Below are 15,208 nucleotides of genomic sequence, written 5' to 3'. Positions count from 1 at the left end.
TCAGGCCGTGCCGTTGCGTCCGTACAGCAGATATGCCGGACGTTCGGCCAGGCGGTCGTAATAGGCGGCCACCGCGGGTAGCGGTGGCCGTTTGTCGTTATCCAGCGGCGTGCTGAACCACCGGTTCACCGACAGGCCCACCGCAATGTCCGCCAGCGTGAAATCATCCCCCGCCACATAGGCGCGGGTCGCTTGCAGGCGCTGTTCCAGGATGCCCATGAAATGCGCCCAGTCCCGGGTCGATGCCGCGATGGCCGCCGGGTCCTGGTGCGCGGGCGATTGCCGCGCCAGCCCCATGAAGGCGTAGCTCCACGAGCGGTTCAGGTCGGTCGCCTGCCAGTCCAGCCACTGGTCGACGCGGGCGCGGCGTTTGGGCTCGGCGGGGTACAGCGCGTCCGTCTTGCCGTATTGCCCGGCCAGGTAGCGGATGATGCTGTTCGATTCCCACAGCACGAAGTCGCCGTCGCGCAGCACGGGCACCATGGCGTTCGGGTTCAGGGCCAGGAAAGCCGGGTCCTGCGTCGCACGAAAGCCCACGCCCCAGTCTTCACGTTCAAACGGCAGGTCCAGTTCGGCGCAGGTCCACAGCACCTTGCGCACGTTGATGGAAGAGGCCTTGCCCAGGATGTTCAGCATGTTGGCAGCCGCGCCGCCTGGGCGCGGAGAAATGAGGGATCGGAAAGCCGGCGGCGCGTGGGCCGCCTGGCAGCACCGCGCCAGTCTAGCGGCGGGGCAGGCAGGCCGACAGATACAGATCGGCGGATTGATGGGCGCAACAGATGGGCGCAACCGATGGGCGGTGCCTCAAGCCGCCACGGCTTGCGGCTGTTGGCGCAGCCGCCGCACGGGGGAGGCGAACAGCACCACGAACTGCACCGCAAACCCCACGCTGGACACCCACAGGCAGGCCTCGACCCCCACCCGTGACGCCAGCGCCGCGCCGATCAAGGCGCCCACCGGCCGCGCGCCGAAGGTGGCGGTGACGATCACGGCGGACACGCGGCCCAGCAACGCATTGGGCGTGACCGCCTGTCGCAGCGTGGTGGTGGCAATCGTCCACAGGATCGGGCCGGCGCCGAACAGGAAAAAGCCCACCGCCGCCCAGGCGCCGGACGGCAGCGCCAGGGTCGACAGCAGGATCAGGCTGGCCGCCAGCGCGCATAGCGGCCCGGCGGCGATCAGCGCGCCGAACGGCAGGCGGGCGGCCACCCAGGGTGCGGCCAGCGCACCGGCCAGCATGCCCGCGCCGTAGATGCCCAGCGTGGCGCCCACGCCCGCCGCCGTCAGGCCCAGATGGGCGACGGCATACGCCACGTACACGGCCTGCAGCACGAACCAGGCGGTATTGAAGAACACCGCGGTCACCAGCACGGGCCGCAGCAGCGGATGGGCGGCTACGAACGCCGCGCCCTCGGCCAGTTCGCGCCACAGCCGTCGGCGCGGTGCCGTGCGCGGCGGCTCGGCTGGCAGGCCCGCCAGCAGCATGGCGGCCAGCAGCGACAGCGCCGTGGCCAGCCCATAGGCGCTGGACGCACCGATCCAGCCGACCAGCGCGCCGCCCAGGGCCGGCCCCGCCGAAAACGCGGCGCTGCGCGCCAGTTCCAGCCAGCGGTTGGCATTGCCCAGGTCGTGGGCCGGCACCAGCGTCGGCACCAGCGCCGGGGCGGCCACGTTGTAGGCCACCGTGCCCACCGCACCCAGAAAACCCAGCACGGCCAGCCAGCCCAGGTTCAATCCACCCAGCGCCAGCAACGCCAGCAGGCCCAGGAGGCTGGCCGCGCGGGCGCACTCGGCGGCGGTCATCAAGGTGCGGCGCGATATCCGGTCGGCCAGCACGCCGGCCGGCAGCGACAGCAGCAGGAACGGCAGCGTCTGCGCCGTCTGTAGATAACCGGTCTGGGCCGCACTCGCGCCCAACGCCAGCACGGCCACCAGCGGCGCGGCGGCCAGGGCGATCTGTTCAGAGAATTGGGCGGCCAGGTTGGACGCGGCGAGACGCCGGAAGGCCGGGGGCAGGGCAGGCATGGGGCGGGCGGCAGGGCCGCAGAAACGGCAAGGGCCCGATCATGATCGGGCCCCGCGCGGTCCGCACTCCGAATGTTGCGGTGGGTTCAGCGCCAGGAATCGGCGGGCCGTCGCCCAGGCCGCCCGGGCGTTTCGCTCAAGGAATCGGCGGGTAATCGCCGAAGCCGTCCGGCCAGGGCGTCAGCACTTCGTAGCCGGTCTCGGTGACCACCACCATGTGCTCCCACTGCGCCGACAGCGAGCGGTCTTTGGTGACGACGGTCCAGCCGTCGGGCAGTTGCTTGGTCTGCGGCTTGCCGGCGTTGATCATGGGCTCGATGGTGAACATCATGCCCGGCTGCAGCACCATGCCTTCACCCGGGCGGCCGTAGTGCAGCACCTGGGGATCGTCGTGGTAGATCTGGCCGATGCCGTGGCCGCAGTATTCGCGCACGATGCTGAAGTGCTCGCGGTGCGCGATGGTCTGGATGGCGTGGCCGATGTCGCCCAGCGTGGCGCCCGGCTTGACCGCCAGGATGCCGGCGCGCATGGCTTCGTACGTGGTGTTGACCAGGCGCCGCGCCAGCGGGCTGGGCTGGCCCACGAAGTACATGCGGCTGGTGTCGCCGTACCAGCCGTCCTTGATGACGGCCACGTCGATGTTCAGGATGTCGCCGTTCTTCAGGACCTTGGCCGACGGAATGCCGTGGCAGATCACATGGTTGGCCGATGCACAGATGGTCTTGGGAAAGCCGTGGTAGCCGACGTTGGCGGGAATGGCCTGCTGCACGTTGACGATGTAGTCATGGCAGATGCGGTCCAGTTCGTCGGTGGTGACGCCGGGGCGCACGTGCTCGGCAATCATGTGCAGCACGTCCGCGGCCAGGGCGCCGGCCTTGCGGGCCATGGCGATGTCGGCGGCGGACTTGATCGAAACCTTCTTCGCCATTTACGCGGCCTCCTGCTGGCCGGGCTGCGGCTGCCCCTGGGACAGCGCCGCGATGCTGAAGCCCTCGGCCTGCTCGATGCGGATCAGCAGCTGGCAGATGTCGGCGTGGCGCAATTCGGGGTAGAGCTCAGACAGCATGCCGATGCGCATCCAGTGTTCCGCCTGGGAATTGATGGAGCGGCTGAGCGCGCCGCTGGCGACGCGCAGGTTTTCGTGCATCTGCTCGGAGATCTTGACGATGCCCATAGTGAACGTTCCGTATATGGTTTGTATATGGAACGTATGGTACTGCGGGTTGCCGGCGGGCGCAAATCGGCGCGGCAGGGTGAGCCCGGGCGCCCTGAACGGACGCGCACGGACGCGCACGGACGCGCACGGCTGCCGACGCCGGGCAGCCTCAGGCGCTTTGCGTGGCCGGCGCCTTGTCCAGCAGGTTCATCCCGTCCAGCAGCTGGTAGCGCGCCGGGTACTGCGACCGGGCGTACGGTTCGCAGCCGGTGCCCTGGGTGGCCACGGCCATCACCACGAATTCCGCGAAGTCCTCTTGCGGGCCGGCCTTGGCGTAGTCGGACGGCACCTTGCCGTCGGACCGCGCCGCCGCCGCCCAGGCCTTCATGTCGACCTGGGTGTTGTTGGCGTAGCTGTGGGCCAGCTCGTGCAGCACGGCGTGGTCGACCATGCCTTGCTCGCCGGGCATGCTGTAGAGCGTGATGTGCGAGAACATCGTTTCGCCCACGGTATGCGCGTCGCGGGTCGGGTCGGCCCACGGCGGGCCCTTGACGACCTGCGCGTTCAGGCGGGTGACGCGGTCTTCCAGCGACATGCCGCGCGCAATGCGGATCTGCAGATCGCGGCCTTGCAACAGCGCCTTGGGCGCCGCGCCCAGGCTCTTGGCCACCTGTTCGGGTTGCGGCTGGGGCTGTTCGGTCAGGCGTTCGGTGATTTCGCTGGACGAGCGCTGCAACAGGTTGCCCGTCCAGGGCGATTCGCGCGGCTCCAGCACCACCGGCACGCGCTGGCCGCCGGGCCAGGCCTCGTACATGACGCACTTGTCGTCACCCTGGCGGGCCTGGCCGGCCGGCGGCTGGTAGGCCGACGGGCCGGTCATGCGCACGGGCGCGCGCTTGGCGTCGAACATCTGCTCGGTCAGTTTCAGCGTGTCGGACACGTGAGCGCACTGGGCGGGCGCGTCCTGCGGCGCAATCGCCTCGGCCAGCGCGGCCGGCGCGCCGGCCTGTACGGCCGCGGCCGCATCGTTCACGCCCGAACCGCCGCCTTGGCCGCCACCATGCTCAAGCTGGTAGAACTGCTGGCTGGCGATGAGCGTGGCGCCGCAAGACGTTTTCATGCCTTCCAGCGCGGTGGGGCGATTCGAGCTGACGCTCTGCACGCCTTCCACGATGGTGTGCTGGCCGGGGCACTTGGGGCAGGTGACGCGATCGCCCACGCGCGCCATGGGCTGGCCGAAGATCTGGACGGACTCGTCCCCGGTGACGACCACGCCGCCGTGTGACGTGCGGTCGCCCTTGCGTATTACGGATCGCTGCGCCATGGCCGCCCGTTGCTCCGAAAGGATGGTTATTTATGCTTACAGATAGGTGCCGTCAGGCGCCATGCGAGGCGGGCCCACGACGAAGGTGCCGTCGGGCGCCATGCGCACGGGACCGCCGCTGCCCAGGTAGCTGCCGTCGGGTGCGCGCTGCGGCGTGCCGGCAACATAGGTGCCATCCGGCGCCCGCGTGATCGGCCCGCCGTCGCCGACGTAGGTGCCGTCCGGGCAGCGCCGCGGCGTGCCATTGATGAAGCGGCCGTTGGGCATCATGTGGAATGACTTGTTCATCGTGACTCCCAGTTTTTGGAGAGCTTGAATGATATCCAGGGTGCCTGATGCGCTTTGTAATAGGACGTGTCATCTTAGAACGTAACGTCGTTACAGATATGGGATCATCGCTGCTTTCGACGCCGCCACGACTCAGGAACCCATGAGCGATATCGACGCATTGTTGCAGCCCATTCCCGGCCCGGCGCCTTGTGGCGCCGACATGGTTTTTTCGGCCGAATTCGACGCCATCCGCGAAGCCCGCCGCCACGACGACCCGCACCTGGACCAGGGCGACTGGGTCATCGACATCAAAGAGGCCGACTGGCCCCAGGTCATCCGCATCTGCACCGACGTGCTGACCCACCGCAGCAAGGACGTGCGCGTGGCCGCCTGGCTGGCCGAAGCCTGGGCCAAGACCCGCGGCTTTGCCGGCCTGCGCGACGGCTTCCTGCTGGTCGACGGCCTGTGCCGCCACTACTGGGACGGCCTGCATCCCGTGCCCGACGAGGGCGATGCGCAGCAACGCGTCGGCAACCTGGCCTGGCTGCTGTCGCGCTCGCAGCAACTGGTGCGCGAACTGCCGCTGACGCAGTCCGAAGGCGGGCGCTTCGGCGCGGTGCTGTGGGACAGCGCCAGCCAGCTGGCCAACGCCATCAAGCGCACGCCGCAGAACGCGGCCGACATGTCGCGCGGCAAGGTCACGCTGGACCAGTTCGATGCCGCGCGCCGCGATACGCCGCCCGCGTTCTATTCCGACCTCGAAGGCCAGCTGCAAAGCTGCTTCGCGGCCGTGGACGTGCTGGAGCTGACGCTGACCGAACGCCTGGGCGATGACGGCCCGGCGTTCACGCCGCTGCGCACGGCCCTGCAGGATGTGACCGAGCTTGTGCATCGTTTCGCCCGCGAGGCCGGCCTGCTGGTGCGCGCCGACCTGGCGTCGCCGTCCGCGGCCCCGGCCGCAACGCCTGCCGGCGCACCCGCCATCCGGATGGAGCCCACCTTGACCGCTGCCGCCGACCTTCCGTCCGCCGCGCCCGCGCCCGCGCGCGGTCCGCTGCAAACCCGTGACCAGGCCCTGGCGCAATTGCGTGAAGTGGCCGAGTTCTTCCGCCGCACCGAACCCCACAGCCCGGTGGCCTATCTGGCCGACAAGGCGGCCAGCTGGGGCGAGATGTCGCTGCACCTGTGGCTGCGCACCGTGGTCAAGAACGGCGAGGCCCTGTCGGGCCTGGAAGAGCTGCTGGGCGTGCCCAAGCCGCCCGAGCACAACGGCTGACAGGAAAAGGGCCCCAGGCATGCCGCCGGGGCCCGCAACGCGGCGTATTCGCCGCCTGTTCGATGGGCGTGCGCCCGGCCGTCGCGGCCGGTGCGGACCTTATCGGCTGGCCCGGAACTCGATCCGGCGGTTCTTGGCCCGGCCTTCCGCGGTGGCGTTGGTGGCCACCGGCTGGTCCGGCCCCGCGCCCAGCGTCTCGAAGCGCCCGGGCGGCAAGCCCTTGTCCACCAGGTAGGCCCTGACCGCGTCGGCGCGCGCCTGGCTCAGCGCCAGGTTGGTGCTGCGGCTGCCGGAACTGTCGGTGTGGCCGATGATCTGCACCTTGTCGCTGTGCAGCTTGGGCACCACGTCGGCCACCTGGTCCAGCAGCTCGCGGCCGCGTGCGGTCAGCGTGGCGCTGCCGGTTTCGAATTCCACCACGCGGTTGGTCAGCACCTTGTCCAGCAGACCCTGTTCGTCTTTCCCGGCCGCCACGCGCAGGCCGTTGACGATCTTGTAGGTGGGATTGAGCGACGTGGCGAAGGTGCTGGCGATCTGCTGGCGCGAGGCCTCGTTCTGCACCTCGCCGCGCAGGCGGATCTGGGTGCCGTCCACTTCCAGCTGGCCGCGGTTGATCTGCTTGAGCGGCTGGCCGATCAGCTTGCCCACGTGTTCGGACCAGTTCGGCGGGGCGACCACGCCGCCCACTTCGATCTGGTCGATCACATTGCCCACGCCATACACCTGTTGCAGCCGCGTCAGCACGTCGGCCTTGGTGGCTTCGTCGGGCACGGCGCCGCTGGCCACCACCTGGCCCGGCTGGGGAATGACATTGGCGGGCACGACGGTGGCGCCGTCTTGCGCCACGGCGGCGGACGACAGCAGCGCCGCCAGGATCAGGAGAGAGACACGCATGGTCAGGCTCCGGTGAAGACTTCGCGGTAGGTGTCCAGCGCCATGCGCAGGGACAGCCGCGGTTGGTCCAGGTAGCTGGACAGCTTGGCCAGGCCATGGCTGGCCGACACGTGGTTGCGCACCCAGGGCGCGTCTTCCAGCACGATGTGCTGTTCGGCAAACGCCTGCGGCGTGGACAGCAGGCTGGCCAGCGTCTGCGGCGACGCGCCGCGAAAGCCCGCCACCAGCCGATGCTTGCCGGCGATGCGGCCGATGAACACGGTAATCTCGAAGTCGGCGCGCGACAGGAACGGCGCGATCAGCGTCATCCAGTACGAGGCCACCAGGTTCAGGTACAGGGGATCGTCGGGCAGCGGCAGCGCCAGCCCGCGATCCAGCTGCGACGAGCCGCTGGACATCACCGGTTCGAGCAGAATGCCCAGCGCCAGGATGATGTCGTGCACCCGCGCCGCGTGGCCGTTGCCGCGCAGCATCGCTTCCAGCCGTTCGACGGTCTGCAGGTCGACAAACGCGTCAAAGCCGTCGTCGGCCTCGGTGCGGATCTCGCCTTCGAGTTCGTTCAGCGCCTGCAAGGCGGCCGCGGGGTCGGCGTCGGTCATCAGCAGCGCCGCGGCGCCGCTCATGCGGTTCCAGAGCCGGCTGAAGGCCATGGGGCTGCGGGCAATGAATTCCAGCGGCCGCTGCACTTCCACCGAGGTCGCCGACAGGAATGGAAAGCGCCGGCCCGACTGGTCGCGGCTGGGCTGCAGATGGCCCGCAATGGCCAGCTTGCCGCGCGACCCCAGGATGGCGAAGGGCATGGGTTCGGCCTCGTCGTACAGCGTCTTCCAGTGCGGATCCTGCGCCAGCAGCTCCATGGTGTGGGCGACCCAGGCGTCCAGCGTGGCCATCAGCTGCGGGTGCGAGGTGTTCTTGACGAAGTCGCCGCGGGCCGGGATCTTGCCGAAATAGGCCGTGCGGAACAGGGGGGACTGCAAGTTGCTCATTGCGGCGCTCCGGGTCGCGTCTGGGCGGAGGAGGAGGATTCGGGGGTGGCGCCCACCACGGAAGAGGGCAGGCGCAGGTTGCGCAGGCCCTGGCTGCCGCCGGGCTCGCTGCCGCCGGCGCCAGGCGCCTGGGCGTTGCTGATGATGCGCAGTTTCACGGGCACGGTCACGTTGGACTTGCCCCAGCTCATGTTGAAGCTGCCGTCCGCGTTGGACGTGCGCTGGGCGGTGGCGATCAGGCGTTCCAGGCCGAAGCGGCCCGGCTCGTTGACGATCTCGACCACGCTGCCGTCAAAGGTGGTGGCCGTGATGCGCGCGCCCGGCGCGCCCTGGGCATTGGGCCACACGAAGTTGACCCACTGCGGCGGGGTGTTGCGGTAGCGCAGCTGCTGGCCGTCGATCTCGATCGTGTATTCCGTGACGCCCGAGGCCGGCTTGGGCTGGATCTGGAACAGGGTCTGCGGCTGGCTGGACGCGCCGCTGCCCGCGGCGCCGCCCGACAGCGGCGCCACCCACTGGGCGAAGTTGGCCGTGAAGGTCGGCTGCAGGCTGATGCCCATGTCGCCCCAGGTGCGGGCGGTCAGGATGTCGCCGCGGCGCACGGTAAGCGGGCCCAGCGTGTCATTGACGTATTTGGCGATGCTGCCCTGCGGGCCGAACACCTGGCCGATCTCGTCGCTGCTGGCCTCGACGCTGGCGCGCGCGGCAAACGGATACTTCTCGGCCAGGGTCTGGTTGAACGGCTGGTAGATCTGCGCGTTCCAGACCTTGTTCAATTCCGATTCGGCCGGCTGCATGGCCACGGCGTAGGCCTGGATCAGCGGGCGCACCAGCAGCGGACGCAGCGTTTCGCGCTGGGTCGCCGACAGGCCGGCCAGCATCTGCTCGTCCACCAGCTTGAGCGCGTCGGCCAGTTCCGAATCCTTGCCCTCCAGGGTCTGGCGCAGCAGGATCAGCGAGCCGGGGCCGGGGTCGCCCTGGTTGTTCAGCAGGTTGAAGCGGGTGCGGATCTTGGACAGCGCGCCCATGTAGTTGCCCAGCAGCGACTGGTTCTCGCGCGTGACCACCAGGCGGGCCACGTCCGAGAATTCGCGGCCCACCGGGCCCATGGGAATCGCTTCGCCGTTGGCCGTGGTGGTGGCCGCGGGCGCGGGCGGGGTCTGGCGCAGGATCACGCGCTTGAACCAGCCCACCACGCCGCTTTGCGCCTGTTGCAGGCCGGCGTTGATCAGCGACGGGTTGTCCCACGAGGTCTGTTCGTAGGTCGTGTTGATCAGCTTGGCGATGGGCGAGGTCTGCGGATCGCCCAGGCGGTTCATCGCACCCACCGACTGCTCGAAGCTGGTGAACGGCTTGATGGTGACGCCGCGCAGGAACTTCTGCCATTCCTGGGCGTATTCCGTCTTGTACATCGTCGCCAGGCTTTTCTGGATCTGCTCGGGGCTGCCGTCCAGCGTCAGGTCGTCGCGTGCATTCACGCCCAGCACCCAGTCGCTGGTCTGCACTTCCTTCTTGGCGGCCTCGTTGATGGCGGGCTGGATGTACTGTTCCCAGGCTTCGCGGGTGAAGGTGCCGGGGATGGCGTAGCTGCCGGCCACCACGCCCGCATCGTTCTCGCCCACGATGCGCGCCACCGTCATGGTCTGGAAGCGCGTGGCGGCGCGGGCCTTCAGCGTGGCGTAGGCGCGTTCGCGCGCCGGCATGCCCTGCATCACGGCGCGCAGGCTGGCGCGGGTCTTCTCGACCAGGGCCAGGTTGGTGTCGATCTGCGGCCAGCCGGCATCGGGCGCGCGGCTGACGTAGAACGAGATCAGGCGCTCGCCGCTGCGGATCAGCTGGTCGCGCGGCATGGCGCCGCGGTTGGTTTCGAGCCAGCCGCGCCAGAAACGCGTGATCTGGTCGGACAGGTGGGTGGGGTCGACGTGCTGGTGATTGGCCATCATCAGGTACGTCTTGAGCGCGTTGTAGGCGTCGTCGGCGTTGGTCGGCGAGGCGTCCTGGAACAGCGTGTCGCCGCCCGGGTTGTGCGGGGCGCGCGCGGTCTGCGGCGCCGGTTGCGGCGTGCCCCCGGTGGCCGCGGCGGCGCCGGACATGTCCACCTTGGCCAGGAAGTCTTCCAGGCTGGCCTTGACCGGGCTCAGCATGAACTGGCGCGCGCCGTTGTAGTACTCGGCCAGCAGGCGTTCCTTGAGCACGTCGCCCTGGTACAGGCCCAGGCCCAACGACCACGGCCGGCTGGACGAATAGCGGTCCAGCTGCTCGATGCGGTCCTGCAGGATCTCCATGGCTTCCAGGCGGCTTTGCAGGTCGGTGCGTTCGCTTTGCAGGCGCACCACCTTGTCCAGGTCGGCCTGCACGTTCTGCGCCAGTTGGCGGTTGCCCAGGTACGACCAGCTCCAGCCGCCCAGCACCAGGCCCAGCGCCAGCACCAGGCCGAAGAAGGTCACGTAGCGCATGCGGGTCTTGGCCGGGCTGGCGTGCTGGCGCACCAGTTTCTTGTCGGCGAAGATCACGCTGGAAAACAGGTCGCGCAGGAAAAAGCCGTTGTGCGAGGACACATTGCGGGCCTGGCCGCGCGTGGCCGGCCGCAGATCAAAGCGCTCGGCCAGCCGCTCGGTCGATGTGCTTTGCGAGACGCCTTCCTGCAAGGCGCTGGTGAAATAGAAGCCGCGGAACACCGGCTTGTACTGGAAGGGGTTGGTCTCGAACAGCGTCGACAGGAACGTGCGCAGCGCAGGCTTGATGCCGGCGAATTCCAGCGGAAAGGTCAACAGCCCCGGCGGCAGGTCGCTGCGGTTGCGCAGCGAGATCTGCGCCGTGCCCATTTCCTTCAGGCCTTCGTACAGTTCGTCGAAGCGTTCGTCGAACAGGGCCAGCACGTCGCGGTTTTCTTCGGCGCCGTAGGGCAGGGTGGCGCCCCAGACGCGGTCGCGCTCGCGCTGGTCGCTGTCGGAGAAGAACTCGCTGAAGCCCGAGATCAGGTCGGCCTTGGTGAAGATGATGTACACCGGCGCAAACACTTCCAGCCGGTCGGTCAGTTCCTGCACGCGCTGGCGCAGGTTCTTGGCCAGGTTGATGGCGAATTCGGGGCCCGCGCCGGTCAGCTCGTCGATGCTGGCCGCCACGATGATGCCGTTGATCGGCGCCTTGGGGCGATGGCGCTTGAGCAGGTCCAGAAAGCCCATCCATTCGTTGCGGTCTTCTTCGTGCACCGAATAGCGGCCCGCGGTATCCAGCAGAATGCCTTCGGTGGTGAAGAACCAGTCGCAGTTGCGCGTGCCGCCCACGCCGCGCACGGCCGCGCCGTTCTTGTCGGCGAAGGGAAATTGCAGGCCCGAATTGATGACCGCGCTGCTCTTGCCCGCGGCGGGGTTGCCGATCACGATGTACCAGGGCAGCTCGTACAGGGCTTCATTGCCCGACACCTGCCCGATCTTCGAGGTCTTGATCGTGCGCACCGCCTGGATCAAGCGCGTGCGCAGGGCGTCGACCTCGCCGCGGTTGGCGGCCGCCGCGCCCGTCTGCACCTGCTGCTCCAACATGTCGCCCAGGTTCTTGTTGGCGCGCCGCGCACGGCGCCGGCGCCACAGGTAGGCGCACAGCCACAGAAACAGGAAGATCCCCAGCGCGATGCCTGCCCACACCAGGCCGATCTCGACCGTGTCGGCGAACAGGAACAGGAACACGACCAGGGCGATCAGGCCGATCGCCATGAACAGGCGCGGGTTGCCCAGCGCGCGTGAGGTCCAGTGCCTGCCTTCGCTCATGGCGCTGGAAATACCGGAGAAGAAACCTGAAGGGCTACGCATGATTTTCGCTGTTTTTATAGGGGTCAAGCGGAGGGGGGAAGAGGTTGGGACACCAGCGCAAGCGTGCGCAGCGCCGGGTCCTGCGTCATGACGACCAGTACCGGCGCGTCGGCCTGCGCGTTGGCCTGGCCCGCGACAGCCAGGGTCAGCAAATGCGCGGCCGCGCCGGTGTAGCCGCAGGCGGTGCCGACCGCCAGGCAGTCCTGGTTCGGGTCCAGCGCGGGAAACAGCGTGCTGGCCAGCCCCGCGGCTTCCAGCGGCCGGCTGCCGCGATGGTCGGCGTCGCTGATCAATGCACGGATATCGTCCGCGCGCCGCGCGTGCTGGGCCAGGAACTGGGTGGCCAGTTCGGCCAGCATGGGTTCGCTGGCGGCGCCGCGCGCGTCGGCCTCGGTGGCACGATGCGCCATGGCCGACAGCGTCAGCGCAAAGGCGCCTTCGGGCGGCGGGGCGGGCGGGGCGCTTTTAGCGTCGGGCGGCGCGGTCTGCGCCAGATCGAGCAGCAGGCCCGCGGCGGCCTCGCCGGGCACGCGGCCTTGCGGCGTGGCGGTGCTGACCAGCATGCCGCCGGCATCCCAGTCCTGCACCACGTTCGCATCAATATAGGAATCGGCCGCGGCCACGATGCGCAGCGGCGCCCGGTCCGCGGCAAGCGGTTCCAGCGCCAGCTGGCGCAGCAGGCTGTCGCTGGCCAGCGTGTCTTCGGCCTTGTGCAGCCGCAAGGTCAGGCGCGAGGGCGCCCAGACGGCCGCCGCGCGGGCTTGCTCCAGCGCGTGGTCGCGCGCGGCCTGCGGCCATGGCGCGGGCAGCAGCAGTTCCAGCTGCAGCAGCGGCCAGTCCTGGTCGCGTTCCGGCGTGCCGTGGTCCAGCACATGGCCGCGGGCTTGCTGCGACAGCGTTTGAACCACCTCGCACAGCAGCGCCGTGGCGCGCAGGCGGTCGTCCGAGCGCGCGGCCGGCGGCGCCTTGTCGGCGTGGGCGGCTTCGCGCAGGGCGTCGATATCCAGGTGTTCGGCGCGGGCGCTGAACACCGGAAAACCGCGCGCGTTCGTCAGTTGCGTGTCCAGGTCGGGCCGCCGTTGCTCGGCCAGCGCGTCGTGGATCGCGGCGGCATCGCTGCCGGGCGCGGCGCGGGCGGCGCCGGCCAGCGCCACCAGCCGGGTCACGGCGGGGGCTGCGGGGGCTTGCGCGGCGGCGGTATCGGTCTTGGGGGCCGCCGCGGCGGCGGCGCGGGCCTCGCGGCGTGCTCGGGCGATGCGCAGGCCGGCCCAGCCCGCCGCGATCAGCGCCAGCGGCAGGGCGAACAGGTACAGCCCGATGTCCACCCCGGTGGGTAGCGTGCGCGATTCCTGCCACCAGATGATGACGCCCAGCCAGACGACGCCAAACACCAGGGCCAGCACGAGGCCGGTCTTCAGGACGCGGCCCATCATTGCGCGACCCCGGCGTCGCGGCGGATCACGCCGGGGCGGCGCAGCTCGGTGTGGCCGAAGTCCATCAGCTTCCAGCGGCCGCCCCAGGTCAGGCCGACACGCTCGGCGGTTTCGCCGAACAGTTCATAGCCGCGCATGGCCCAGGGGTCTTTCTCGGACACCACCACCTTGCCGTCGCGCAGGAACGCGCTGTCCGCGGCCAGGCCGTACTGGTGATAGCTCTGGTAGGCGCCGGCGTTGGTCACATGCGATCCCTTGGCGGCCAGTTCGGCCTGGCGCTCGGGGCTGCGATAGCCCTCGATCAACACCATTTCGTAGCCGTGCTCTTCACGCATGACGCGGTACGCGGCCAGCAGGCGCTGGCGGTAATCCGCATCCAGCAGGTTCCAGTCGCGGCTTGCGCCGCCCAGGTTCGGACGCACCAATTCAACCTCGCGCGTAGTGAAAACTTCGGGCGGCAGGGGCGGCGGCGGCACCAGCCGTTCACCCGTCAACAATGCCTGGATTCGGGGGTCCGGACCGGCCATCCGGTCCTCGTAAATAAATGTGTGATTGTGTCGCATGACGAAAGCGAAAAGGGACGGAAGCAACACCACCGCGAGCACCGCGGCGATCTGCCAGCGGTACACGGAAAACGTATTTCCGGCCCTGCCGAACCCTGCCCGGACGGCCTGTGCCGAGCCGCCGACCATGCCCCCGGCATGGTCCGCGCCACGCGTGACACGACGGCGAAATCCCTGCGCGAGCGCACGTGCGCTTCGCGCGGTTCCGGCCCGCAAGGACGGGAAAACCAGCAGCGCGGAAACGCCGATCGCGAGCAGAAAATATAGGGGCAGTAGAACTAGCAACGGTATCCCTCAATCACGAAGGCGTAATCTTTTGTTCTATTCGGGATTGAGGCAAGCGCTTGGGCGTTGCAGACAGCGTCGATGCTTTAGGAATCGTAACAAGAAGCCGTGATCTAAAAGATGTCATCAGGTATTCTCGGACACCTTGGTTAAAAGGGGTTTTATGCGCCCCAGCCAACACGGGACCTCGCATGGCAGAAGACGAAAAAAGATCGCGACCACCGCCCTCTATTCCTAGTTTGCTGGCCGGGCGCTCATCCACGCCGGATGAGCGGCAGTCGTCGCGCATCCTCGCCACGCTCGAAGGCCGCGTGCCCGACGCCGAGGTCAAGCACCTGCCGCCCAAGACCCGTTCCAAGACACCGCTGGTGGTGTTGCTGCTGCTGTTCCTGGGCGCAGCGGGCGCGGGCTTGTGGGCGGTGTACGACACGGCGCAGTTGCCCGTGGTCGTGGCCCGCGCCGATGCCGATGCATCGCGCAATCTGTCGACGTCGGGGGCCGCCTCGTCGGGCGCTGCGACGCCGGATGCCTCGACGCCGACGGCCTCGCTCAATCAGCCGGCTGCGGGGCAAGCGCCGGCGCGTGCCAATGCCGAAGCGCCGCCGTCCAATGCCGCCACCATCATCGAAGACCATCCGCTGGCGCAACTGACCCAGCCCGATGCGCAGGCCGACCTGCGCGAGCCCGCCAATCCGCTGGCCGCGCTTGCGGTGACGGCTGCCGCGCCCAACAAACCTGCGGCCGCGGCGTCGGCCAAAGCGCCTGGCCCGGCCCCGCAGCGCACCGAGCGCACGCGCGACGGTACGGTGGCCGCGGCAACGGCCGCCGCGGCAACGGCCGCCGCCCCGCAGGCCTCGACGGCCAAGGGGGCGCCCAAGGCCGCCGCCGCGCCTGCGCGCGGCAAAGCCACGCCACGCAGTGACAGCGACGCGGCCTTGCTGGCGGCGTTGATGTCCTACGGCCTGCCCCCCGCATCGCCGCCCGGCACCAAGGTCTACAAGACCGACGGCATCTTCATCCGCGAGCTGCCGGGGTCTTCGCTGTCCACCCGCTTGGGGGAATGCCGCAAGCTCGGCTTTCTTGAAAGCGAACAATGCCGCCTGCGCGTATGCGCGGGCCACTGGGGCACCGCTCCGGAATGTCCCAATGCGCAAGCTCACACCGAGCCCTGAGCGCTGCTGAATAAG

The 15,208-nt window shown here is 69.0% G+C and carries 13 protein-coding genes; 2 read left to right on the top strand and 11 right to left on the bottom strand.

Translation table 11 applies throughout. The annotated features are described in order from the left end of the window. The 6 genes from ACUDP5_RS16625 to ACUDP5_RS16600 form a co-directional block, all read right to left on the bottom strand. The gene (locus ACUDP5_RS16625; RefSeq protein WP_445656625.1) at window positions 1-636 is read right to left on the bottom strand and encodes a glutathione S-transferase family protein; all 636 of its coding nucleotides are present in this window, start codon (window positions 634-636) and stop codon (window positions 1-3) included. A 168-nt stretch (window positions 637-804) separates the two neighbouring features. After that, on the bottom strand, window positions 805-2,025 hold the full coding sequence (locus ACUDP5_RS16620; protein WP_445656624.1) for an MFS transporter: 1,221 nt from the start codon (window positions 2,023-2,025) through the stop codon (window positions 805-807). Window positions 2,026-2,161: 136 nt separating this feature from the next. After that, window positions 2,162-2,953, bottom strand: a complete 792-nt coding sequence (gene map, locus ACUDP5_RS16615) for a type I methionyl aminopeptidase (protein ID WP_263914511.1) — start codon at window positions 2,951-2,953, stop codon at window positions 2,162-2,164. Beyond that, window positions 2,954-3,199 carry a ParD-like family protein gene (locus tag ACUDP5_RS16610; protein ID WP_025137936.1) on the bottom strand — a complete coding sequence of 82 codons (246 nt, stop codon included), beginning with the start codon at window positions 3,197-3,199 and terminating at the stop codon, window positions 2,954-2,956. Between the two features lie 151 nt (window positions 3,200-3,350). After that, window positions 3,351-4,505, bottom strand: coding sequence for a PAAR domain-containing protein (locus tag ACUDP5_RS16605; protein ID WP_445656623.1), 1,155 nt, complete (start codon window positions 4,503-4,505; stop codon window positions 3,351-3,353). A gap of 36 nt (window positions 4,506-4,541) precedes the next feature. Beyond that, on the bottom strand, window positions 4,542-4,793 hold the full coding sequence (locus ACUDP5_RS16600; protein WP_025137938.1) for a hypothetical protein: 252 nt from the start codon (window positions 4,791-4,793) through the stop codon (window positions 4,542-4,544). Between the two features lie 142 nt (window positions 4,794-4,935). Here ACUDP5_RS16600 and tssA point away from each other — a divergent pair, with 142 nt between their 5' ends. Continuing rightward, window positions 4,936-6,051, top strand: coding sequence for a type VI secretion system protein TssA (tssA, locus tag ACUDP5_RS16595; RefSeq protein WP_445656622.1), 1,116 nt, complete (start codon window positions 4,936-4,938; stop codon window positions 6,049-6,051). 99 nt (window positions 6,052-6,150) lie between these two features. On the opposite strand, the gene ACUDP5_RS16590 is transcribed toward tssA, so the two are convergent. The 5 genes from ACUDP5_RS16590 to ACUDP5_RS16570 all read right to left on the bottom strand — a co-directional run bounded on the left by ACUDP5_RS16590 (window position 6,151) and on the right by ACUDP5_RS16570 (window position 14,021). Further along, window positions 6,151-6,945, bottom strand: a complete 795-nt coding sequence (locus ACUDP5_RS16590) for an OmpA family protein (RefSeq protein ID WP_263914515.1) — start codon at window positions 6,943-6,945, stop codon at window positions 6,151-6,153. Window positions 6,946-6,947: 2 nt separating this feature from the next. Continuing rightward, on the bottom strand, window positions 6,948-7,931 hold the full coding sequence (gene tagF, locus ACUDP5_RS16585; RefSeq protein ID WP_263914516.1) for a type VI secretion system-associated protein TagF: 984 nt from the start codon (window positions 7,929-7,931) through the stop codon (window positions 6,948-6,950). After that, window positions 7,928-11,698 (bottom strand): type VI secretion system membrane subunit TssM, encoded by a 3,771-nt coding sequence (tssM, locus tag ACUDP5_RS16580; RefSeq protein ID WP_445659178.1) that lies wholly within the window; start codon window positions 11,696-11,698, stop codon window positions 7,928-7,930. The genes tagF and tssM overlap by 4 nt, the downstream gene beginning before the upstream one ends. Window positions 11,699-11,763: 65 nt before the next feature. Continuing rightward, on the bottom strand, window positions 11,764-13,173 hold the full coding sequence (locus tag ACUDP5_RS16575) for a hypothetical protein (protein ID WP_263914518.1): 1,410 nt from the start codon (window positions 13,171-13,173) through the stop codon (window positions 11,764-11,766). Next, window positions 13,170-14,021 carry a M15 family metallopeptidase gene (locus tag ACUDP5_RS16570; RefSeq protein ID WP_445656621.1) on the bottom strand — a complete coding sequence of 284 codons (852 nt, stop codon included), beginning with the start codon at window positions 14,019-14,021 and terminating at the stop codon, window positions 13,170-13,172. Before ACUDP5_RS16570 ends, ACUDP5_RS16575 begins: the two co-directional genes overlap by 4 nt. Window positions 14,022-14,260: 239 nt before the next feature. Here ACUDP5_RS16570 and ACUDP5_RS16565 point away from each other — a divergent pair, with 239 nt between their 5' ends. Continuing rightward, window positions 14,261-15,193, top strand: a complete 933-nt coding sequence (locus ACUDP5_RS16565; RefSeq protein WP_263914520.1) for a hypothetical protein — start codon at window positions 14,261-14,263, stop codon at window positions 15,191-15,193. Window positions 15,194-15,208: the final 15 nt, after the last annotated feature.

The organism is Achromobacter sp. NCFB-sbj8-Ac1-l (assembly GCF_052695805.1).
The sequence above is the reverse complement of the archived record's forward strand: the minus strand, read 5'-3'. Positions and strand labels throughout refer to the sequence as shown.